This is a genomic window from Serratia sp. MMO-28 (assembly GCF_037199905.1).
Lineage (GTDB): Bacteria > Pseudomonadota > Gammaproteobacteria > Enterobacterales > Enterobacteriaceae > Chania > Chania oryzae.
In genome coordinates this window covers 98,206-122,153 of the sequence record NZ_JBBCVB010000017.1, presented here as the reverse complement: position 1 = coordinate 122,153, position 23,948 = coordinate 98,206, and the positions used below count along the sequence as shown (strand labels likewise).

Annotated in this window: 20 protein-coding genes and 1 pseudogene; 4 read left to right on the top strand and 17 right to left on the bottom strand. The window is 50.9% G+C overall.

Translation table 11 applies throughout. The features are described 5' to 3' along the window. Positions 1-197, top strand: a pseudogene (locus WG891_RS16200) (hypothetical protein); the annotation flags it as partial. Positions 198-330: 133 nt separating this feature from the next. Here WG891_RS16200 and WG891_RS16195 read toward each other — a convergent pair. The 12 genes from WG891_RS16195 to WG891_RS16140 all read right to left on the bottom strand — a co-directional run bounded on the left by WG891_RS16195 (position 331) and on the right by WG891_RS16140 (position 13,063). Then, a complete protein-coding gene (locus tag WG891_RS16195) occupies positions 331-1,164 on the bottom strand; it encodes a DUF932 domain-containing protein (protein ID WP_337263701.1) in 834 nt (277 codons plus the stop codon). A gap of 431 nt (positions 1,165-1,595) precedes the next feature. Further along, positions 1,596-2,162 carry a DUF5983 family protein gene (locus tag WG891_RS16190; RefSeq protein WP_337263702.1) on the bottom strand — a complete coding sequence of 189 codons (567 nt, stop codon included), beginning with the start codon at positions 2,160-2,162 and terminating at the stop codon, positions 1,596-1,598. A 448-nt stretch (positions 2,163-2,610) separates the two neighbouring features. After that, on the bottom strand, positions 2,611-3,051 hold the full coding sequence (locus tag WG891_RS16185) for a hypothetical protein (protein WP_337263703.1): 441 nt from the start codon (positions 3,049-3,051) through the stop codon (positions 2,611-2,613). Between the two features lie 923 nt (positions 3,052-3,974). Next, complete coding sequence (locus tag WG891_RS16180; protein ID WP_337263704.1) at positions 3,975-4,253, bottom strand: hypothetical protein; 279 nt, start codon at positions 4,251-4,253, stop codon at positions 3,975-3,977. A 1-nt stretch (position 4,254) separates the two neighbouring features. Continuing rightward, entirely contained in the window at positions 4,255-4,617 is a 363-nt protein-coding gene (locus WG891_RS16175; protein ID WP_337263705.1) for a hypothetical protein, read from the bottom strand. Positions 4,618-4,668: 51 nt separating this feature from the next. Then, complete coding sequence (locus WG891_RS16170) at positions 4,669-5,172, bottom strand: antirestriction protein (RefSeq protein ID WP_337263706.1); 504 nt, start codon at positions 5,170-5,172, stop codon at positions 4,669-4,671. A gap of 845 nt (positions 5,173-6,017) precedes the next feature. Next, positions 6,018-6,932, bottom strand: coding sequence for a DUF1281 domain-containing protein (locus WG891_RS16165; RefSeq protein ID WP_337263707.1), 915 nt, complete (start codon positions 6,930-6,932; stop codon positions 6,018-6,020). Positions 6,933-7,321: 389 nt separating this feature from the next. Next, a complete protein-coding gene (locus tag WG891_RS16160; protein WP_337263708.1) occupies positions 7,322-8,116 on the bottom strand; it encodes a hypothetical protein in 795 nt (264 codons plus the stop codon). A 584-nt stretch (positions 8,117-8,700) separates the two neighbouring features. Beyond that, positions 8,701-8,994 (bottom strand): hypothetical protein, encoded by a 294-nt coding sequence (locus WG891_RS16155; RefSeq protein ID WP_337263709.1) that lies wholly within the window; start codon positions 8,992-8,994, stop codon positions 8,701-8,703. Between the two features lie 390 nt (positions 8,995-9,384). Next, positions 9,385-10,155: an N-6 DNA methylase gene (locus WG891_RS16150; protein WP_337263710.1), complete on the bottom strand. Its 771-nt coding sequence runs from the start codon at positions 10,153-10,155 to the stop codon at positions 9,385-9,387. A gap of 734 nt (positions 10,156-10,889) precedes the next feature. Further along, positions 10,890-11,861, bottom strand: coding sequence for a ParB family protein (locus tag WG891_RS16145; RefSeq protein ID WP_337263711.1), 972 nt, complete (start codon positions 11,859-11,861; stop codon positions 10,890-10,892). A gap of 8 nt (positions 11,862-11,869) precedes the next feature. After that, complete coding sequence (locus tag WG891_RS16140) at positions 11,870-13,063, bottom strand: AAA family ATPase (RefSeq protein WP_337263712.1); 1,194 nt, start codon at positions 13,061-13,063, stop codon at positions 11,870-11,872. A 1,331-nt stretch (positions 13,064-14,394) separates the two neighbouring features. Here WG891_RS16140 and WG891_RS16135 point away from each other — a divergent pair. Continuing rightward, positions 14,395-15,324: a hypothetical protein gene (locus tag WG891_RS16135; RefSeq protein ID WP_337265216.1), complete on the top strand. Its 930-nt coding sequence runs from the start codon at positions 14,395-14,397 to the stop codon at positions 15,322-15,324. Positions 15,325-15,491: 167 nt separating this feature from the next. Here the strand turns inward: WG891_RS16135 and WG891_RS16130 are convergent, their stop codons facing one another. From WG891_RS16130 to WG891_RS16110, 5 genes are all read right to left on the bottom strand, one after another. Next, positions 15,492-16,145, bottom strand: coding sequence for a hypothetical protein (locus tag WG891_RS16130; protein ID WP_337263613.1), 654 nt, complete (start codon positions 16,143-16,145; stop codon positions 15,492-15,494). A 592-nt stretch (positions 16,146-16,737) separates the two neighbouring features. Continuing rightward, positions 16,738-17,394 (bottom strand): DedA family protein, encoded by a 657-nt coding sequence (locus WG891_RS16125; protein ID WP_200974051.1) that lies wholly within the window; start codon positions 17,392-17,394, stop codon positions 16,738-16,740. After that, complete coding sequence (locus WG891_RS16120; protein ID WP_407712657.1) at positions 17,391-17,966, bottom strand: class I SAM-dependent methyltransferase; 576 nt, start codon at positions 17,964-17,966, stop codon at positions 17,391-17,393. Before WG891_RS16120 ends, WG891_RS16125 begins: the two co-directional genes overlap by 4 nt. Positions 17,967-18,075: 109 nt before the next feature. Then, positions 18,076-18,672, bottom strand: a complete 597-nt coding sequence (locus WG891_RS16115; RefSeq protein WP_244048021.1) for an undecaprenyl-diphosphatase — start codon at positions 18,670-18,672, stop codon at positions 18,076-18,078. A gap of 82 nt (positions 18,673-18,754) precedes the next feature. Beyond that, entirely contained in the window at positions 18,755-19,972 is a 1,218-nt protein-coding gene (locus tag WG891_RS16110; protein ID WP_234651816.1) for an MFS transporter, read from the bottom strand. 255 nt (positions 19,973-20,227) lie between these two features. Here WG891_RS16110 and WG891_RS16105 point away from each other — a divergent pair, with 255 nt between their 5' ends. Continuing rightward, positions 20,228-20,851, top strand: a complete 624-nt coding sequence (locus WG891_RS16105) for a recombinase family protein (protein WP_234651817.1) — start codon at positions 20,228-20,230, stop codon at positions 20,849-20,851. 28 nt (positions 20,852-20,879) lie between these two features. Next, a complete protein-coding gene (locus WG891_RS16100; protein WP_337263614.1) occupies positions 20,880-23,870 on the top strand; it encodes a Tn3 family transposase in 2,991 nt (996 codons plus the stop codon). Positions 23,871-23,948 lie beyond the last annotated feature (78 nt).

Sequence of the window (23,948 nt, the reverse complement as noted above, 5' to 3'; positions counted from 1 at the left end):
TGGCAGATAACAAAGGCTACAGCGTGGAAGATATCCGCAGTGCGCTCAGTCATGCCGGGATCCAGACAAGTGTTAAATCCATACGTGAAATACTGAATTCGCGTAAAAAAGTCCAATCCCGCGCGCCAGTTTCACGTAAGAAAGCAAATTTAGAAACGGAAAAACCTACCCACCATACCCCAGATCAGGCTCAATAATTACCAACAGGGATGTCAATATGATTGAGAAGGTAAAAGTCAAATGAAGGGGGAATTCATTAAGCACAGGGTCAATGTCTGTGCTTAATGATTGAGGATGAAAAAGACAGAGGCCTCCCCTACCTGAATATCATCAGGATTTGATCGCTTTCATTTTTTCTGCCATTTCCCACAACGCACGGTTTAACTTCACATCACCATCAATACCGGTAACCGCTCGGGTACGTTGAGACTTGCCTTTCGCCGTTCTTCCCCATAAGCCTCCCTTTGTCATGTTCTCCTGAACGCGCTGATAAGTTGTCCAAAGATCATTTTTCTTGTCTTCTTCTCGGCGAATTTTAAGCACATCTTCAGCCTCTAATGGAATGTGCTTACCCTGCCCCTTTTCGTCATACTTCCAACCTAATGCTGTTTCAGCAAAAATGCGTTGTTCATCCCTATTGAGGGTGATATTTTTCATCTCTTCGCTGGATCCATTGATACCTTCAAAAATATCCAGAACTTCGTAGGCACCTTCAATCACTCGCTCTACGACGTTACCCATGTGAGGCACACGAATTTCACCAAACGTCTGACCACAGACCATGCCATTCATGCAGACGAATCGGAACATTCCCGGGATCATTTGATAGCTGCTGCTACCATCATGACTATTGAGAAGAATAATTTCCGGCACTTCCTTACCCAAAATCTGACCATCGCGGCGCAACCGTAACATGTGTTTTGTGTGATCACGTTTCCCTTCATCACGTACCCGTGTCTGACAGGCAAAGAACGGTTGAAACCCTTCTTCGCGCAAATTATTCAGCAGTGTGATGGTAGGGATGTAAGTATAGCGATCGCTACGGGATTCATGCTTTTCCTCTGAAAAAACACTCGGGACGTAACGCATTAATTCATCATTGGTCAGTGCACGCTCTTTACGGATGACATTGGCAGAACGAAAAACAGAGGATAAACGGGCCATGAAATTACTCCTTAATAGTTTTAAAAAATGACTGCTTTCTGGCGTTGTCCTTTTGACAGTAAGTCACCATCGCGGGAGGCCGTTGCCGTGATGAAATGACCGCCCCGGCCCATAAGTGAGTCATGCAAGGGTGCTGCCGCAAGCCGCAGCGCAAGCGACCGACGTCAGGAGGACGTGCGAACGGGTGAGGACAGCAGGCTTTAGCCGGGCCCTTGCAGGGCTCGCGGGCGGGGGCAGTGTCTTTCACGGCAAAGGAAAACCGTGACGAGATCCGAAACGGAAAGGGGAACGCCAGAAAGACGTGGCGGGCAAAGCCCGTTTCCTTACAAGAGACGCGAAGCGGCCCTTGCAAGGGCGGCGCAGGCGTTAGCCTGCTGCAAGCCCGGGCATTGGAACGGGATCAAAAAGCCCGGTACTTGGCCAAGCGGGAATTACCAGTCAAACGTTTCAAAATTCGGCAGTTCTTCGCCAACCAGGGAGAAGTGGATCATGCTGATATCCGCCTGCCTCATGCTCTGGATAATCAGCCTGCGCGATGTTCTTGACAAGCCAAAACGCTTCAGGTGCTTCAGCGGATGCATTCGAGCCTCCAGACGAATGAGATATCCGACACCAGTATTAACGATCCATTCGCCTTCAAATTTCTCCCGGCTCAGCTCCGCAAGCAGAATATTATCGTCCTCTGTAATATGCGAGGTACTACATTCAAGAACCGGACGGATAACCATTCGCGGAAGCGTTACGGATTTTCCCCAACCTAGCGTCGCTACAACATCATTCCAGGCCCATTCGCTATCGTCAGGAACGGGTAGGCTCAACAGGTGAAATGGCACACCCAGCGTGGTGGCCAACCGTTCTCCCGTATCAATCACCGGATCATCACGCTGCCCCATATCGGCACAGGCAATGCATTCGCCGTGCAGGTAAATGGCTTCATCACCGTTATCAAGCTGAATGGCCGTCACGCCGAACGGCGCGTATTCTGTGTACTTTTTCATGTTCTTCTCCATAGCCGCAGAGGGGATCACTGTCGTTCAGCGGCTCAACGCCGATGAACGACAGCCGGGGTCAAAAAATGCCGCCCCGAAGGACGGCATCGGCATCAGGCATACGCCCGTTTAATCTCCAGTGAACGCAGCAACTGTCCCCACTCAGCAACGTTTAGCGCCGGAATGTGTACCGGCTTTTGCTTGCGTTGGCAGCGGACAATGTGACGCCCCAACGCCTTCACGCGAGGTGTGATACTCTCCCCTGCGACGGTATCGCGATGCTGGCGGCGCTGTTTTTTCGTCGTCTGGTTATCGCGTTGCTTTACAAAATAGTCCTGACATGCAACGATAAAACGGTCTTTAATGATGTATCTCCATCTGAGACGTGTTATGTCCAGCCTGCTAGAACAGGCCGGAATGATTAAGCAGAGCGCCCGCTCTGCTTTTTTATTGCCGCTTACGCGGCAATTCTTTCGGCGTCGATAAATGCCCTGACCTTTTCGATGATTTGCGCGTGGGTGAGCGTGACAATATTGCGCATCTGGAAATAGCGGGTGCCGAACCGTGCGAAAATGTCGGTGATGTTGCCGCTGTACATTTCCATCAGCTTGAATGACTGGCTGTGTTCGCCTCCCCACCAGTCCAGCGGCGGCAGCACTTCCAGCATGTCGTTAAAGCGCGTCTCAGTGATTTCACTCACCGGCAGATAATTCACCTGGGTAAAGCGTTCCTGCGCTTCTTCCACCGTCACCAGCTCCCAGTGGTCGCCGTGAGCATTCAGCGCCTCCAACGTCTTCGACGTGGCACAGGCCGTGGTATGCCACGCACCGTCCACAAAGTGCGCTTTGCGCCAGCCGTTGACTCCACTTGATTTGCTCCAGAATGCCATCTTGGTCATCAGTCATTTCCTCATCGTTGGAAGCCCTTCGGCTTCTTTCTGGTGTCCCCTTTTTCCGTTTCCGGAAGGCGGGGAGCACGTTGCTGTGACACATGACCGCCCTGTTCCATCGGGGGCGAAAGCAAGGGGGATGACAAAGCCGCAGCGCAAGCGACTGACCAGCGGGAAGGCGTGCGAACGGGTGTAGGCATCAGGCTTTAGCCGGCCCCTTGTTTTCGTACCGGAACAGGGCAGCGTCAGTCACAGCAAAAGTGAACACCGCTGACAAAGGGGGCCAAAGTGGGCGCCAAAGAAGCCGGTTTACCGGCTTTCCTTAGCGGCCGCCACCGGCGGCCAGTGAAAGTGGCGCTGCCGGGACGGCAGCTGCTCACGCCGCCCTTCAGGCATCGCTTGCTATCCCAACGGGACGGAGCTCCGCGTAGCCTGGTGGCCACCACGGGGACACCCGGCGAAGTGCAGGCGACGACCCGGGTCACCGGGAAGCCGAAGGGGCCCAGACGGGTTTGAATTTCTTTGATTGTGGCGCTTTTACGTCTCGAAATTCGATTGAATATTGAGTTAAAATAGGTGCAATTTCTGCACTTTTTAAGGTTTAAAAATGACCGGATTTGAACTCAGACTGTGGCGAAAAAGCCTGGGCTGGAGCCGCGACAGGGCCGCAGAGGAGCTGGGTGTTTGCCTGCGCTCTTACAAAGACTACGAAAACGCGCCAGAAGTAAAGCGGGCCATAGAGTTGGCCACGATCACACTTTCCGTGCGAGGATTGATACCGCTAATGACACGGCCTCAGACCAGTAAGACTAAAGCCCTTGAGATGCTCCAGAGAATGCTGCACTGATACACTGGCACAACGCAGGCAGACGGGGTTCTGAAGTACCCGCGCTCGATGCGCGGGGGCTTCAGCAGGGGCAGCAGATCAGCCTTCATATCTCATCTTCATGGTGCATAGACGAAACTGTCAGCAGCCCAGAAAAATCGATGTCCAGCCTGTCACACAGGTGCATCAAATCGGTGATCAGATCGCCCATGATGGTGTCTACGGATTCATCGCTGCGGGCCAGCCCAGTCTGGCGGGCGAAGTAGCAGAGTGTTTCTGCGGCCATTGCTGATCGGTCAGCGTTATCTGGTTCCCTGAAAGTCGGCCAGTCTCTTTCGATGGCCATCGCGGCCAGCACCCTGATCCCCGTCATCGTATCTGCCATCTTATTCAGCTCCACGCCCGTTATTCAGCCCCGCGACCATCGCCCGTAAACAACCTTCCTGTCGGGTCGTGGTCATTTCGCCATTCATCAGTACCTGAGCAAACCAGGTATTCTCTTTTAGCAGCACATAGCTGTTGGCTTCTCCCTGGGCGCGAATACGGATCTCGCTGCCCGGCCCCTGCTCATCTTTGGGTAACGTGGCGGACATCAGTGCCAGCGCGGCTTCCACGCAAGGCAGGAGCTTTTCTGAGCCCGTCCCTATCTCCGGGTCATCAAAACAGATTTCTGATCCACAGTTGATATTGTCTTCAAGCCAGCGGGCCAGAATCGTCAGCCCTTCCATTACTGCTAATGAGTTGATCATGTTCTCGTTCTCCTTACTGGACCCGGGCACCCTGCCCGGGTCCTAGCGATGTCAGTCAATGGCGCGGAAAATTTTGCTGCGTTCCGGATGCTCAATAATGCTCACGTAGTCTTTCAGGGCGTCCTGACGGTCAACCAGCCCCTGGCAGGTCTGCGCGTACTGCGGCCCCATCTCGGAAGTCTTCCAGCACAGCTGGTTAAGTACGAAAAGCGTGGCAATGATCCCGGCAGCGTCTGCGGAGACTTCTTCATCAAAATAATTGCCTGGAATGCTCAGTTGGTAGGTTCCCTCTGGTGGCGTCATGTACCCGGTCGGGCGGGTAGTGATGATGTCTGTATATGGGCCGACATGGCCGCTAATCCCGCGCGGCACCTCCCAGAACTGCCACATGCCGCCCTCATAGTTGCTGTGTCTGTCCAGAAATGACTGCACCATCTGCTCGCCAAACGGCGTCGCGAAAAGACGAGGTACGAATACCTGGCGCTGGCGTGGGTGGGTGATTTCAATACGTGTTACCTGCTCAGTCTGGGAAATGGTCGCTGCGGTCGTGGTCATCGTGGCCTCCTTCGGCTTCTTTCTAGTGTCCTCACTTTTCCGTTTCCGGAAGGCGGGGAGCACGTTGCTGTGACACATGACCGCCCTGTTCCAACGGGGACGGAAACCAGGGGGATGACAAAGCCGCAGCGCAAGCGACTGACCAACGGGAGGGAGTGCGAACGGGTGCAGGCATCAGGCTTCAGCCGCCCCTTGTTTATGGACCGGAACAGGGCAGCGTCAGTCACAGCAAAAGTGAACACCGCTGACAACGGGGCCAAAGTGGGAGCCAAAGAAGCCGGTTTACCGGCTTTCCTTAGCGGCCGCCACCGGCGGCCAGTGAAAGTGGCGCTGCCGGAACGGCAGCTGCTCACGCCGCCCTTCAGGCATCGCTTGCTATCCCAACGGGACGGAGACAGGCTACGTCCTGGCTCCGCGTAGCCTGGTGGCCACCGCGGGGACACCCGGCGAAGTGCAGGCGACGCCCCGGTTCACCGGGAAGCCGAAGGGGCCCAGTCGGGTTTGAATTTCTTTGATGGTTGTACTTTCTATCCTCGAAATTCTATTGAAAATACAACTAAAAATAAGTGCAGTTTCTGCACCTTTTTTAAATCATAATCCTAGCAATTTTTAACCCAAAATCGGGATTGTTTTCCGCCCTGAATCGCATTATTTCAGGATCTCCGGACCCGGGCCGAAGCGCCGCAGGCACCAGGCTTTGGTCCCTGCAGGCTTCAGCCTGCAGAAGGGTTTTCCGGCCTGCCGAAGTCGGTTGTCCACAGTGCAGGTCAGTAAGGTACCGGACAGCCTGTGGATAACATGCTCAGGAGCGCACAGTTCGCGACACGCCCCTGAGTGGTTGCTATTTAACCACCATAGTGCGGTACATTACCCATCAGCCAGTCCGGGCCGATAACATCACTCCATCCGTGCTCATCCTCGTCGTCATACTCCAGACTGTCATCAGCACACTCAACCAGACGGCCTTCTTCATAACGCCGGTAGCCACAATAGTCACAGCCGGCCTCACTGAAATAATGGTCAATGGTACAACCCCATTTATCTGACAACGCCTCCATGACCGACTCATCTGGCGGAGACCAGGGCGTATCTATATCGATATCCAACCAGCCGTGTCCGCTGGTTATTTCAGCCTCACTGGCTGAAGGCCATTTGATGCCATAGTTCGCGCTATAAAAGTCATACGCACTCTGTACTTTCTCCAGCAGGCGACCATTGAACCCGTTGAGTTCACAGGCAAGCCTTGTGGGAATAATCAGAAGTAAATCACACATATCGCCTTCAGGCTCGGTTTCAAGCATATCGAACAGCTCTCCACGACTAACCTTTCGCGACCACAAATGGCTCCAGTCATGACTTTTACTGCGCATCACGGCATCAACCCGCGCCTGCTCGGCAGCGGTCAAGTTATCCCACTTCAGACCGGCAAGCCCCGTAGCCCGGTAATACTGGTCAATATAATGACAACAGGACTTATCAAGCCACACATTGCTCTCCAGCATCTCGACCCATCCCCCGAAAGCGAGTGAGGCTTCTGTCGGCTCGGTGCTGCCATGCGCAGTCAGCGCGGGATACGGCAGATACTGCATCTCGATACCCGGTTTCAGTCGCCCGGCCACGCCAGCGATGAACATGCGAGCACTCTGATTGATGGCACGTTTGTAATACGGGTACATCGTCCCGTTCGCCCAGGCTTCTACCTCGGCCTGCACACACGCAGGCACGGTGAGTTTAATTCGGTTGACACACCAGTTCGGCATCGTTCTTTCTCCCATAAAGGTTGGTGGATACGGCTGTCGCCGTGACCACTAACCAGACCGGGCGGTCAGCGGGGGGAACAAGGGCGAGCCCGCAAGCCGCAGCGCAGGCGAAAATCAGTGCTGAATGCGCTGATTTTTGACGTGAACGGGTGAGGAGCGCGGCGTAGCTTCCCTTGTTGCTCACGCCGCCCGGGCTAAGGTTTGGGCACGGCGTCAGCCACCTCGGGCACAAAACGTATCGCGGGAAAAGCCACCCTCCGCCGGTACGGCGACAGAAGGCGACCGGTACGGGCGCGGCCTTTTTGACTCCGGATAACACCGGCTCAACGCCGGGGGTATCCGGCAGGGGGAAAACGGGCCGCTGGGGAGCGACCCGGTGGTGTTGGGGATCAGGCGGCGTGAACAAAGCTGCGGAAAGCCTGTACCTGCTCAGTAATGGCGTGGCGGGCTTCGTTTGCGACATACTGGATTTCTGAACGGCAGACCCATTTTCTGACCGGCTGCCCGGGGAGAATGACGACCTCACTGGCCCAGGACTCCGCCATCAGCTGGCCCGCGCATTTCACCTGAAACCGGACGGAAACCACACGCGCATTATCGTCCAGGATCATCCGGATATATTCCTCCAAAATGGCTTCATCAGTATCACAGTAGCCACAGTCGCACGGGTCTACAGCCACGGCTTCCAGGGTGATGTTCTCCGTTGCCCGAGTAAACAGGTTCTCATTATATTCAGCCGGATACGTCCCTTCCGTGAGCCTGTAACCCAGTGTTTTCACGTTGTGACACAGGCAGTCATACTGTTCGCGCAGCGCCTGCAGCAGACGCTTTTCCAGCATTTCCATCTCATCAGAAAAACCCTCAGCAACCAGCCGGGCATCACCAGAGTGGCTGTACCAGCTTTGAGTCAGTTCGAGTCGCACACAAATACCCAGCTCCTTCACCGCCGTGAATAACGCCCGCGCATGCCCCCTGGACAGATAACGCTTCCCCCGCAGCCCCGGAATAATACGAAGCAGATCGGCACTGGAAAGGGTGCCGTGGAAAACCACGCCGTCGCTCTGCCCCCACTGCAGGCCATATTCAAGGTGGAGTGACGTGGGCCAGTTCAGGGCCTGCAGCTCCTGTTTTGCCATGGTGTGGATCAGCGCACTGGTCAGGCTGTGAAGGGTCTGAAATGTCATCGTGTGTTTCCTCTGGTGTTGACTCCCCTGATTGGCCGGGAAGTGATGGCCGTGACCCCTCCGCGAGACGGGGTACCAGGGCCGGCGTCAATAACCGGAAGGAGGCCGCAGCGCCGCGTTACAGACGCGGTGACCGGGGGACTGACGGGCTGTTGATGCCGGACCGCACCGGCTCAGCGTGAGTCACGGCCAGAAACACCGGCCAACACGCAGAGGAACACCAGGAAGGGCGATGTGTTCACGCCGGGAAGGCGATAAAAGAGCGCCCTTAAGGCGCTTCATTATCCGTACACGGTAAAAAATCGGGACAGCACTGATAATAGCCATCCACATCCTGCCTACCAGGCCAATGAGCTCCCTCATGACGCTGGCATACACTGTCATCACCCGGGCTATAGAACAGGTGCTGGCACCAAGCACACAGATCGTCGTCTGAAATTGAGCGGGCGAAGATCATCAGATCTGCGGGCGGCTCCCGGAAAGGGGCGCGTCTGGAAGGGGCTGAAAACTGTTGCATGGGATAATACCTCTGTCAAAAGGCTCCCGGTCACCCGGGAGAATAATAGGCTGCAAAACGACGTTAATCAGCGTTCAATCCCGGGCAGCTCACCCTCACGAACGCCAGTGGCAAACGCAGCGGCGTCATCAGGATGATCAAACTCATACCGCTGGCCTTTCGGGTGTTCAGCCGAGAAAACATCAACATAGAAACACCCTTTATGGCCGAACAACCCGGCCCAGTCTGGATCGCCCTTAACCCCCTGGTATGTGGTTTTTATATCAAAATGCGCCAACGCGGCAGCGAACTCCGGGGCTGAGTACAGCAGCTTGTCAGTCAGTGCTTGCAGCAGATTGCTAACTATCTGGCGATCGTTCATGGACTCTCCTTACTGAGGGCTATCGGGGAGTGAACCAGCGTTCTTCTGGCGTTCCCCCTTTTGGGGCGGGTCGTTGTCTCCCGCCATGAGCGACGGGCAGCAACGGGCCACCGGGCAAAAATCAAGCCCCGGGTGCAAAGCCGCAGCGCAAACGACCGACGTCAGGAGGGCGTGCGAACGGGTGCCGCAGCGGGCGGCTTGAGTTTTGCCGGCACGGTGCAACCGTTTAAGCGAGGGCAGGAGATAACGAATGTCCGGCAGAAGGGAACGGGGAGCCGCTTAAACATTACAGGCCCGCGTGGCGGGTATCCTTATCTGGCCAGTTCATCAGACTGGCCGGCATGACGCGCCGGAGGCGCAGAAAATACCGGGGCCCGTGCCCCGGCGCGTTCAGTTTTTAAGGAAACGTCGCAGCCTATCAATGGCGTCTCGGGTCCCCAGACGCTCACCCCAGTTACCGACATACCACAGCGGCGTTTTAAAGGTTTTGCGAACAACCAGGGTCAGCGTGTTACCGATAATAACCTCTGCTGGGATCCCCAAATACGACAGCTGCAGATAACACATATGTGCGGCGATGGGATCAATATCTGTACAGCGGGCAAACAACGCTTGCTGTGGGTTAATCCCCTGCTCCATCATCACTTCAGCAAAAGCGATCACCATGCTTCCGGCACCGACAGCCGGTTCATCCAGCATGATAAAAGGTTCCCTCTCCAGTTGCTGCGCAACATCACCGGCAGTGACGCTGGCCATCAGTTGTGACAGATCGTAAGGGGAAAAAAATTGCCCCATGTGCTCCGAGCCAATGTCCAACTCCATAAAAATCTGACCTAAAAAGTCCCCATACTGACACTCCAGTGCCCCGGCAAGACACCCCAGCAACCGCGTCATGCGCTGTATGTCATCAGGCTTATAGCGCCCGGCAATTGCCAGATACTCCTTCTCCAACGTTGGTGACTTCAGAAAGGCATTCTGCATGGCCAATGCAGCCATCTCGGCGAAATCCCGGAAAACCTCATACCGATGGTGATTACGCGCGGTTTCTTTAAACAGGCTGACAAACGTGCGGCGATAGTGTTCGTAACCGTTTTTGCCCGTGTGTACGGGATGCTTGCGAGTCAGTTGTTCCGGGAAAATATCCAGGGCCATCTGCGTCATTCTGGTGTTCCTTCCTTTCCGGCGGTTTGCGGTGTGCTCCCGCCATGCCGCGCAGGACGCAACGGGCCTGAAGGAAAAAATCCAGCTCCGGATGCAAGGCCGCAGCGTAAATGACTGACTAAAGGGAAATCATGCGAACGGGTGCCGCAACCGGTGGCTTGAATTTTTCCGGCACGGTGCAACTGTTAAGCGGTGTGGGAGTCACTGCAGATATAGAAGGTTCAAGGAAAAAGATACCAGCAACTTTTAGCACTGGCATTTATGATGTAAATCTCACTCGCCGACAATTTTGTTGTCCGGGAATAAGCGCCCTAATAGATGATGACTGACTCTGCTGTTCCTGAGCAAAAGCATCGACGTCGAGCATGCTGACTTCAGCCAGTGCAGCGCCGTGATACTACGACAGCAGTTCGATACCGACATAACACCACCGTCCAGCAAGGCTGCAACTCAGGTAGAACCACTATCTCCTCAAGTCTTTTTTAATCCTGGAGATTTCAGCGTGAAATTAACGGATAATAAACATAAAATACAATAAGTTAAGAAGAAATTGTTAGTGGGGGAGTTTCTGAAATTTCAACAGTATGTATCAATGAAATCTTACGCCATTAGAGAAATGCAGCTGGGTAGGGAACATACTAATGAAAAAATTGGGATTTCACCGTGAAATCCCAATTAAAAGACCAATATATTTAGACAGTTAGCACTGAATAATAGGTGGAGAACATGTTAATCTATGATTTCAGATGTTTTTCCAAAATGGCTTTCACAGCCTCATCGATGGCGTCCTGCAGATCAGTTGGTACACGATTAAACTCATAACTGAACATGCGACCTCTGCTCTTTTTACGTGCATATCTGTTTTTGTCAGGAAACTGCCAGAGAGGGGTGGTAACAATAGCGTCTCCATGCTGAGGCTTTCTTAATACGGTAGCCTCATCACGTATTGCCGCAATGATTTTATTCTTGACCTCATCCGCAGCTAACACTGTCTGCTCACAGATGTCGTTGACTGTATGATTGATATTGTCGACAAGTTCAGACACTAAACGATTATTGCGAGCCAACAATTCTTCCGCCATCATCAACACCTTATAATCAGAGAATGATAGCTCTGACTGAATGGGAAAGAGGGATAGCAACTCAGCAGAAACACTAGCAGCTTGTAGGGCACGCGTAACCTTAGCTTGTGACAACCCTTCAGCTTCAGCAATTTCTTTCTGTGTCAGCCCACCCCGTTTGAGTGCAAGCAACCACATCCCCACTTCACGAATGTTATGTTCTCTGGCTGTCTGAATATCCTGTGCCAGTTTTCTGGCCTCACTGACCGAGAGTGACTCCCCCGTAACCAACACATCCAGTCCAACCTGCTTGAGAATGGCAGATGCACGGCGGCGCGAACCATCCAGAATTTCGATGCGGTCATCTTTACGTACCCCAATAGCAGGGAAGAACTGCTGAAGACTGATGGTACGTGTAATATCCTTCAGTGACTCAGGTGTAAGCGCAGACTGATCACGTCCGTTGACTTCCTGGAGAACGAATGTTTTGGCTTCAACCTCTGCTGCAGGGACCGTCACCTTGATAAATACAGCTTTCCTACCGGATGACAAGGTAAATACCTGCTTGGATTCCCCCGACTCAGCTTCGCTGTTAAGAACTGGCGCGTTAAACGTACGTCCGATTGTCTGACGTTTTGTACTCATCGGGCACCTCAATTCATTCGAATAAATTCGATGCGATCAAACACCGCTTTTGCAAAGTCCTCTGCCGCAGAGCGTGCATTCTTCAATGCCTCACTGCTTCCGACATAGGTTGAAGGGTTAGCAGAGATAACCGTATCGAACGACTCACCACAACGCTCGAAGCCATCAAGACGTGGCAGCGCGGCATCAAGCATATCTCCGCCAAAAATCTCTTTCGCGAGACTGTGGCACACTTTGTGGTCAGGCTTATTAGACAGTTTGGACATAAAACCAATGTTTCCCTGTAACCGGCACTGACAACCTGAAGCATTGATGATGCTGACCAGTTCGGGTAAACGAGTCAAGTACTTCAAAGTAGAGTGAAAATCAACCTGTGCAGGAGGGATCGGTGTCATCAGGAGATCGGCGGCCGCAATCGCATTTTTAAGGAATGCGTCCAAATGAGGACCACTATCAACAAAGATAAAGTCATAATCGGACTTCAGCTTATCAATGATGTTCTCGCGTAAAATAGCGTGGGGATTTTGCCCAGGCAGATGCTCGGCACACAAACCTTCCCATCCTGAAGCGATGAAGGCATCATCAATAGAAGCAGGGAGAACATCAACACCAGGAACAACAGAAGGCACGATGAACTCGTTGAGCAACTCTTCACGACTGACATTCTGGAGCATAGCCTGGGCTGACGTTGTCTCAACCAAGCCCACAGCACGAGTGTGGTTCAAAAACATGGTCGCTGATGATTGCGGATCTAAATCGATAACCAGTACGCGTAAATCTTCATAAAGTAGGTGAGTATGGGCACGCAGTGCATGAGCCAGTGATACTGTAGAAACGGTCTTTGACACACCACCTTTCAGATTGCCAACGAAAATAGTCATCGCCTCAGGATGGCGATCGCGATATTTTGGTACACCGCGATGATGATAAATATCGATGATATTCTGGACTGTCATGGCGTACTTTGTTGACGAACCTGCAGCACGCTTCTCAAAAATATAGCCATTGTTTTCCATCTCACTCACCGCATAGTCCACGTTGGCGCGAGTCAGTTTTGGAAACTTGGCAACAGCAGCCTTGGCATATACCTGAAAATACTCGTTTTCCTTGAGTTCTTCCTTCTGAGATTGTATCTGTTCAGTCAACGCCGTCAGCATCTTTTCAGCACGTTGTGCAACCTTTTCTGTTTGATGAGAATCCATAATCAAAAAAACACCTTTTATGTAATTTATATGAATAAAATCAATAATCCTACATAAAAAAACAAAAATCAACATAATTAGCTAGAAAAACAAGCGCAAGTACCATTCTCATTCATGATTGTGTAGCAATACCAGAAGCTGTCGTGCCATTGCACAGCTCGGTCAACAAGTCGAATGACCGCGTAATTCCGGGGGCCAGGAGGTAACGGGAAGCGGGACACGTCAAGATCTCGCGTAACCTCCGGGCAGACTGATCGCGCTACGTGAAATCTGCTTCATGTTGTGAGGATGAAGGGCTCAATTTTTTACTCTCCACAATCTGCTCACACATCGTGCTATTGAGGGTCAACAAGGTGGATCTGTCACGCCAGGTGGAGTGAAAAAATGCCTTTGTGGCCAAGGATCGATTGGACTCAGATTATTTTGTCTCTCCAGGGCAGGCGCAAGGAAGCCGAATAAATCGGTGATCGGTCAGGAGAGGATCATGTAAAAATTGGGGGGAAATGAAATGTGCATAAAAAATGAAATGACGGTGGCCGCCGCAACGCACCCGAAACGGGGCCTCCGCCAGCCGTACGGTATGCAAGCCCACGGCTGACGCGGAGTATAACGGATCGGCGAGGGGAAGTCAGGGGATTGGGGAGGCTGACGGAAAAACCTAATCGCTATTAAGGCCAGGAAAGGTGGCTTGTCGCATCCTGAGATTGGCCGAGAATTCTGATCACGCTAACAACCAATAGAGATAAGAATAAAAAGATAACATGTAATTCAACAGACTTTTAATAAATTCGTCGTGAGACTCCTTTTACTATCTTGGATCGTTTCCGACTTACGGCATTTTACCAGATAAGAACATATAGAGAGATTTTAACTTCAGTCATTTGACACAGAACCCACCCGAGAGGACACACCATACAGTAGCCAATCATCACTTAAAACCACAATATCTGGTGTCTTTGGAGGGAGAGTGCCGGTTTGCCGGGAGACACGCAAAGCGGAAAGGCCGATCCCACGACTGGGAAGCCTGGATCGCCACCTGCGCAACCGCGCGTTTGAGAGACACCCTATCCCCAGCAGCATAAAACGGTATCCTTCTTCAGACCATGACTGCCCAAGTACAAAATTAAATTTATTCTAAAAAGACGATATCGCTTAAATGATGATGAAATTCGGAGTATGTGATCACCGCCATCGCAAACAGCAGTATTTAGAATAGGGTATAATCGGCAAAGTTAAGAAGCCTATCGTTAATAGCACAAGTCGACAATTAACTTTATTTTAGGAGCAACAAATTTTGTGCGTGTACAGAGTAAATATCTACCTTGGAGAAAATGATGCAATCTGACAAAATTATTCGCAATTATGTACCTTATCCAAACCATCCTGGAGACAAAGGACAATACTTTATCGATATAAACTCAATAACCAAAGACATCAATGGACATATAACGCTTATATCAAAACGCGTCGGCATAGACTATACAGGGTATACCTTAATTAAAATCGACTGTAACGCTAAAAAGTACAAAGAGTTGGGGTATAGTGAGATAGATGAGGAGTCGATAACGTTACACAAAGATGCATCATCTCAAGAATGGGTCGACCTTGTCGATGGCTCGAGTAAATATTACCTAATATTGAATATGCAATTGTACGACGAAGAATTCAATAGACTTTCAATAGAGAATACAGCATTCATAAACTTCCTGTCGCAAATAGAGGAATTAAGAGACAACATTCCCGATAGTCCATCATCGATGACTTTAAAAATGAACTATTCTTTTTCAGTTACCCTGATGGAATCCTGTCTAGGTGATATGTTGAAACATGCAATTTTAAATGAAAAGATTTTTCTTTCCAATGCTCTTCGCAATGTCGAAGAATTAAAACAAAAAAAAGTTTCATTACTCGAAGTGTATGAAATTGACGATCTGGTTAAGAAATATGTTCTGAGTGTTTTATCAGATTACCTCTATCACAATATTGCCAAGATAGTCCCAGTATACAACTGCGTGTTTAATGAAAAATTACCATCCATAATTTACGATAGAATGAAAAATATTATTAAAATAGTCAGGATAAGACATGACATTGTTCATCGCAATGGTTTTGATAAGGACGGAAATGAGCATAAACTTACTAATGAAAATCTGAAAGTTACTATACAAAATATTATTGATTTTGTTCAGTCAATGAATATGTATATAGAAACAGCGAAAAAGAAATTAACTTTCAGTCAAAACCATCAACCTTTATTTTAATAAAGGAACTCATGATTCGGTGCTCTGTTTGTGGAGTTGTTGCGCGTTATACAGAGCACGGAATAGCCAGAGCATCTTCCGAGAAGAGCAGAGAACGCGAACGCTGAACCCGCAGCAGGTGAGACAGGCTCTATAATTGGGTAACCGCACTCACTCGCATGCTCTAGTCAAATTGGAGCAACCAAAATAGCGCGTAGTGCATCAAGATGTTCCTTCAACTGTTCCTGAGCCACCGTATCATCGGCGGCTATATGTCTACTCACATCCAGATAAAACCGAATACCTTGATCATTTTTCCAAAATAGCAGCCAATCACCTGTCGAAGAGTTAGGTTTATTAAATGGCTTATTAATAATCGATTTTATTAACTCACTCAACTCGTGCTTTATTATACTTTCCGATATACGATTTCGGTTCGCGTAATTAATAATATTATCGCGGATCTGTTCGACACTTAAACCCGCATAGGGAATAGCTCGCGACTTGGCAAAACTTACCAGAGCATGGTGTGTACCTTTAGCGACCGTTTCTGATGGTGATGGGTTAGCGTTAATATTCGATTTGTCACTACCCAAATTATTATACGCCCGCGCTAAGTGTGATTCGGGTATGTGAACATGCCAGTAGTTGCCAAGTGAGCCCTTAAATTGTCTTTCTTTGTGCCTCATCGCGCTCGATGATGGCGCGACGGGTCCTAGTCCTTCAAGGATCCGAATAGCTTCTCGAACGTTTCTATCCGTAAAGCCTGTTGAATCTGATGATATTGACATTTTTGATAGCAGATAGTCACTTATCCTATTTTCAAAACAACTGTCTAGCATTTTAATCCCTTATGTTATCCGGTTTCACATATTCTTTTTAAACCAGTCATTAAAGCGTTACCTGGCCAGCCATACACTTTTATCACTTTCCTGCCTTCTACATAAAGTAATCCCCCCCATCAGGTAGATCTTCAATGGTAATTAGGTATGCCGGAACTCCAGAAAATTCCGTCACCAAAGCTAAAAACTGCCTGATTTGTATGACGTTGAATAAATAACGGGTTATGTGACAGATTTTAACGTCAAAATCTGCGTTTTGTGATAGTCACTCAACTGGTCGTTTGTGTGACAACACCGTAAGCGTCCGGCGGGGTGACGCAGACCAAGCCTTGAGGGGTTGATGCGGTGCGAGCAGCATGCAACTTGAAGTATCACGAGTATAGTGTTTTCAAATTGGGCTTGCCGGTGGTCATTTTGATTCCAAAGATACTAAAGTGTGTCACCCTGGCTGTACTTGAGTTAATTAAACGCCGTTGGTTTTAAGAGATCCGCTTTGAAAACGGAATATCGGGGTTTGGGGAGTAACGGAACAGTAAACGCCGTTAAGCGGTTACTTTAAATGGCCATTTTATTAAGTATCAATGCATTATTTTTATTCAGTTGGCCCCTTACCTTTCCGGCAACAGACGACCAGCAGACTTCCTGCCGCACCGGCAACCAGAAGTAACAAGGGCAACACCAGTAACAGTGTCATTCCCGCAGATTCATGTTGCCTGAAAAAGGGGATCGTTGTCAGCGCCTCTCCGGCCATCATCAACGTGCCGATCCATAAAAATGCCCCGACCCAGCTGTAAAGCTGAAAACGTTTCTGTCTGATACCGGAGATCCCCGCCAGCAAGGGTAACAGCGTCCGGACAAAACCGATAAATCGCCCGACGAGCAGCGCCAGCGGCCCGTACCGCTCTGAAAGATGATGAGCCCGTTGATGATAATGCTCCGGTACCCGACTGAGCCATTTCTGCACCCTGTGAGTATGTCCGAGCCAGCGCCCCAGAAGGTAATTCACCTGGTACCCGGTTCCGGTGGCGACAACCAGCAAACCCATTGTAGGCCAGAATGGTAGTACACCTTTTGCCACCAGGGCTCCCGCCAGCAACAGCAGACTGTCTCCGGGCAGAAACGCAGCCGGCAGCAACGCACTTTCCAGAAACAGGGCCGCAAACAGGATGCCATATATTCCCCATATCATATCCGGACGACTCAGGGTGACCAGGTCGTGGGACAACAGGGCATGCAGTATGTCCGTCATACTGCGCTTTTCCCGCGTGGTGTACAGACGTAAATCCAGGCCGGGGGAACATTTCGTATCTCGTAAATCCGGGTCCACTCAAAATAGCGGGACAGTAATTTTTCCGACAGCGGGCTGTACTGGAACTGGATCAATACCCCTCCAGGGTTCAGTCGCTCACATACCTGGCGCAGAATACGCAGGCGGGGCATGACCGGGAGTGACAGCAGCGGCAGGCAGGAGAAAATAACGTCGTAGTTTCTTTCCAGTTGTTCTGCTGAGCGGGGGATCACCTGCAACCGTGGATCACATTCTGCCAGCATCCGGAGTTGCTCCGAAAGCGCTGGCTGAATTTCCCAGGCATCCAGCTGTGCATCCGGTGCCAGTCTGGCGAGCAGCCGGCGGGTCAGAACGCCGTCCCCTGCGCCCAGTTCCGCTACCACGGAGGCTTGTGTCCAGTCGGCCAATCCCGTCATCCGGTTACACAACCAGGGCGAAGATGGCACCAGAGAGCCAAATGTCCGTGGGGATTTAATAAACTGTCTGACATATCTCATCTGGTGCTTCAGGTACGGGTGTACGGTATTCAACACAATGTTCAGCATCATTTTTCCTTCGGGGCACAACTGACTAAGGGCACCGTCATCATCGGTCTGCAGCCTTAACGATTGCTTAACGATGGATATGCCCCCCAAAATCCTGTCAGGGCGTGAATCTGGCCGGTAACCAGGAAAACAGTCGTGTGCTGATGCGTTCACAGAGCGATGTCAGCGGCTCACCAAGGCGACGCCAGAGTGGACGAACCAGCAGGCAGGCCAGCATCGCCACCAGAGCTGCTCCCGCCATGTCCAGCGGAAAATGTACGCCAAGGAAGACCCGGGACCAGGCTACGAAAAGCGAGAGCAGAAGGATCAGACCGCCGCTTACCCTCGCGCCAGCCAGTAACAGCGACAGAGACGCACTGAAGAACAGCGTGGCATGGTCGCTCGGGAACGAGGTTTCCGGGGCATGATAAATCCAGGTATGTCCCAGCGGCATCATGAACGGACGGGGATGAAACCAGAGCGCGGTACAGAGAAAGCCCAGCCCCAGAGCCATCAGAATGGTGGCCAGGGAGAACAATGCCCGTCGGTGCCCGTCTTTTCCGCCCAGAAACCAGTGCCCCAGCAACGTCACGGGAATAATAAAGATGGTATACTGCGCACAAACGGTGGCAAACGTTATCAGGCCTGCCGGGGTACCGGGTGCGGCATTGAGGGACAAAAACCAGCGCTGGTTGAGGAGTTCCAGGGTGTTCATCATCAGGTGTAAGATCCGGTCAGAATATACAGGCGAGCCTTTATTCTGACCGGGCGGGCTTAATAAAACCTTAACATGATCCTTACCGCTGACATTCAGGGGGCGGATCAGCGGATTTTTGTCCGACCGGCACCACACTCAGATACAGCAGGGTCAGCAGACAAATGAGGGCGCCAGCTATGAAGGTTGATTCTGACCCCCAGAGACTCCAGAGCAGACCTGCGCCGGTACTGGCTAACAATAAGGCAACCCCACTAACCAGACTGAAGAGTCCGTATGCCGTCCCCCGAAGGTCCGACGGTGATGTGTCAGCAATCATGGCGGCCAGCAGCCCCTGCGTCATACCCATATGAATACCCCACAGGGCGACGCCGGCCAGCACACCGACCCAGTGTGTACTGAGTGCCAGCACGATATCGGCCGCAACCAGCACCACCAGACCCAGCTGCAGCAGATGACGGTGGCTCATGCGATCAGCCAGTTTACCTGACGGGTAAGCCGAGAGTGAGTACAGCAGGTTCATTGCCACCATCACCAGAGGAATAAGTGCCAGCGGGATATGCACTTCCTGTGCCCGCAGAACCAGAAAGGCCTCGCTGAAACGCGCCAGGGTGAAGATGCCTCCGAGAGCGATCACCCACCAGGTGGATTTTCCCAGACGTCGCAGGTTTGCCCGGCTGACCGGATTGGAACGTTTATGCTCCACGGAGGTACGGGGTTCATGCAGGCCAAAAAACAGCAATGCCACCGCCATCAGTCCCGGAATAACGGCCACCCAGAAGATGGACCGGAAATCATCCTGCCACAACAGCATCAGCCCTACAGCGAGCAGCGGCCCCAGAAACGCGCCGATGGTATCCAGGGACTGGCGAAGGCCAAAAGCGGCACCACGCAGTTCCGGCGGTGTGACATCCGCCACCAGGGCATCCCGCGGCGCCCCGCGTATCCCTTTCCCCAGTCGATCCGTCAGACGGGCGGTCAGCACTATTCCGGAAGACGCGGCGATGGCAAACAGCGGCTTACTGAGCGCGCCCAGACCGTATCCCAGCAGGGCCAGACCTTTGCGTTTACCCAGCCAGTCGCTGATCACTCCGGAGAAGACTTTGACTATCAGCGCGGTGGCCTCTGCCAGTCCTTCAATCAGACCAATGACCAGTACACTGGCACCCAGCGTTGTGGCCATAAACAACGGCAGCAGACTGTGTATCATCTCAGACGAGATATCCATCAACAAACTGACACCACCAACGACCCAGACTCCGGAGGGAATACGTTGCAGTGTGGAGAAACGGGATAGCATGCAGACTCCATGACATTAAAGGATTGTGGTAAAGCGTATTAAAATCTATCTGAGTGACGTTATACACCATTAATGAGAATGAATATCAGTTAATTATCCATGAGTGGGTATGCTAACCAGAAGACAGGAAAAATAACGCTTAATGGCTAAATTGGATAGCCAAAAACACACTGGCTAATTTACATCGCGGATTGCCATTTTTAGCCATCTCTTTTACGATAGCCAGATTGACTATACTCATTTTGGCTACCGTAAATGAAAATTGCTCGCATCTATGAAAGGGTCAGTACATCAGAGCAGGATCTGACACGCCAGGCTGACATCGAAAAAACGGCCATTGCCAGTGGTTTTTATATCGCTGGTATTTATCGGGAAAAAGCATCGGGTGCCAGAGCTGACAGACCTGAGCTTCTCCGTATGATCGCCGACCTTCAGCCTGGTGATGTGGTGATAGCCGAAAAAATTGACCGCATCAGTCGTCTGCCTCTTCCTGAAGCTGAAAAACTGATTGCTTCCATCAGAGACAAAGGTGCCCGGCTGGCTATTCCAGGCATAGTGGATTTGTCAGAAGTGGTAGCAGAAAATGATGGTGTCTCCCGCATTGTTCTTGAATCTGTTCAGGAGTTGTTGCTTAAACTTGCCCTTCAGACCGCACGAGATGACTACGAAATACGGCGGGAAAGACAGCGACAGGGTGTTCAGCTCGCCAAAGTTGCAGGCAAGTACGCGGGCAGGAAGGCCGATCTCGTGACCCATGAACGTATCGTTACCCTCCGGCAGTCCGGATTAACCATTGAGCGCACGGCCACGCTGGCCGGCTGCAGCATCAGCCAGGTCAAACGCGTCTGGGCAATCCATCAGTCGCAAAAAAATTCGTGATATGCCCCTGAACTAAGGATGGTTTACGATGCCAGTTAATTTTCTTTCCGAAGATCAAAAAGCAGGTTACGGTAACTATCATGGCGAACTGACAAAGGAAACACTGGCTCGCTATTTTCATCTTGATGATTTTGACCGGATGAATATTTCAGAAAAACGGGGGGACCATAACCGGTTGGGCTATTCCATATTATTATGTACAGTCCGTTACCTCGGTCGTTTCCCCGATTTAACGACAATAATTCCGGTTGCTGTTATTGATTTCCTAGCAGAGCAACTACATATTGAGAGTGGTAGTGAGCAGGTTAATATATATAACTCAGGAAAGCAACGTCGACAACATATAGATGAAATTACAAAAATATATGGTTACACGGAGTTTACCGACACCCGTGTGGCGTTTTCACTGACTCGCTGGTTATATTCTTTATGCTGGACCGGAACGAGTCGTCCGGGTATTCTTTTTGAAAGATGTACCGGATGGCTTTTATCACATAAAGTCTTATTACCCGGATATTCGTTGCTCGAACGCTATATAGCCCGGTTACGCAGCAGGGTTGAAAACCGGCTCTGGTATTCACTGGCGGCCTGCATTGATGACTCTCAGGCTCAACGGCTTCTGGAGCTTCTTTCGGTTCCTGCCGGGAGCCGCTATTCGTTACTCGATCAGTTACGTACCGGACCCACTAAAGTGAATGCCACATCACTGGTGCAGGCGATAGACCGCCTTCAGACAATACGTAATCTGGGAGTGACATTACCAGCAATTACGCCAGTTTCGGATACCCGTATTGCTGCCCTCGCCCGTTATGCCTCAACGGCTAAAACAACAGCACTTCAGCGCTTACCAGAAAAAAGAAAACTGGCCACGCTTGTTGCATTCTCCTCCTGTATGGAGGCGACGGCTCAGGATGATGCACTTGAATTACTTGAAGCACTACTCCGGGATCTGTTCAATGAAGCGGTTCAGGCAGATAAACGGAACCGCCAACGAACGCTTAAAGATCTGGATCGCGCAGCGGAAATACTGGCAAAAGCATGTCGGATGATCCTTGATGACAAGTTACCTGATACTGATGTTCGTGATAATATCTTCAACATTATTCCCGAAGATGTACTGAAACATGCTGTAAATAATGTGACATCAATTATTCGACCAGCTAATAACGTTTACTTCAATGAGCTTGATGCTAAATTCAAAACGGTACGACGTTTTTTGCCTGATTTACTTTCCAGAATACATTTTGAAGGCAATGCCTCAGCTGAGGCATTAATTGAAGCGCTTTGCTGGATTGAAGTTAATTTAAAAAAGAAAAAGACAGATAACGATGCACCACGCGAAATAATTAATAAACCGTGGCAACAACATGTGACAAGAAAAGATGGCAGTATTGATTTTCACGCCTATACATTTTGTGCACTTAAGGAACTTCAGTTTACACTGAAAAAAAGGGATATTTATGTCAATCCCAGCTGGCGTTATGCAGACCCCCGGACAGGGCTCATCGAAGGTAAGGAATGGGAAGCTATGCGTCCAATAATCTGCCGCTCTCTGGGATTATCATCAGCACCAGGTGCCACTCTGTCGGCCATTGCAACAGAGCTGGATTCAACATATCGCGATGTGTTGGACCGACTACCGGAAAACCCGGCAGTCAGATTTGCGGAGAATGGCGATAAAACTGAGCTAATCCTGAGTCCTCTGGATGCCATTGAAGAAACGCCATCACTTATTGCATTGCGGCAGCGGGTGACCGACATGTTGCCACGCGTTGATTTGCCTGAACTGATACTGGAAATCGATGCCCGGACACATTTCACCGGTGCCTTTACCCATTCATCAGAGCAAAGCTCCCGCGTCTCAGACCTGAATATCAGCATCTGCGCCATGCTGATGGCAGAAGCCTGTAACACCGGTCCGGAGCCCTTTATACGCAATGATGTCGCGGCACTGAAGCGTGACCGTCTGACCTGGACAGACAGCAATTACATCAGGGACGAAACGATTAGGGCAGCCAACGCCATTCTGGTCGCAGCACAAAGTGGCGTTCCCCTGGCGAACATCTGGGGTGGTGGTGAGGTGGCGTCAGCCGATGGTATGCGATTTGTTGTTCCTGTGCGCACGGTACATGCCGGCCCCAACCCTAAATACTTCAAAGAAGGACGTGGGGTTACATGGTACAACCTGATATCTGATCAGTATTCGGGGATAAACGACATCGTTGTTCCTGGAACGCTCAGGGATAGCCTGGTCATCCTGGCTGTCGTGCTGGAGCAACAAACGGATCAAATCCCATACCAGATAATGACCGATACGGGTGCATACAGCGATGTTATTTTTGGGCTTTTCCGCTTGCTGGGATATCGTTTTTGTCCAAGGATCGCGGATACGGGGGGAGCCAGATTCTGGCGCACCGATCCTAAAGCAGATTACGGTCCGTTTAACGCGATATCTTCGCATCGTCTTAATTTTGGGAAAAAAACAAAGCCACACTGGGATGATATTCTGCGGCTGATTGCGTCCCTCAAACTTGGACGACTGAACGTAATGTCCATCATGAAAACACTGCAAACGGGCGACAGGCCAACCAGTCTGGCGCAGGCTATAGCCGAAATAGGCCGCGCAGATAAAACTATCCATATGCTGACTTACCTCGACGATGAAAACAAGCGGCGAAGAACGTTGCAACAACTCAACCGTGGAGAGGGTCGCCACGCGGTGGCCAGAAATGTCTTTCATGGTAAGCGGGGAGAGCTGAGGCAGGCTTACCGTGAAGGCCAGGAAGATCAGCTTGGATCGTTAGGTCTGGTGCTCAATATTATTGTTCTGTGGAACACGATTTACATGGATGCAGCAATTCAGCAGCTCAGGCGTGAGGGTTATCCGGTTTTAGATTCAGACGTTGAGAAACTTTCACCGTTACAGTGTGGGCATATCAATATGCAGGGGCGCTATTCATTTACAGTGCCGGAATCCGTCAGTAAGGGTGAGCTGAGAGCTTTCAATGAAGAGGAATAATTTATTGATTAATAAATTAATGGCCATTTAAATTGACTACTTAACGGCGTTTACTGTTCCGTTGCTCCCCAAACCCCA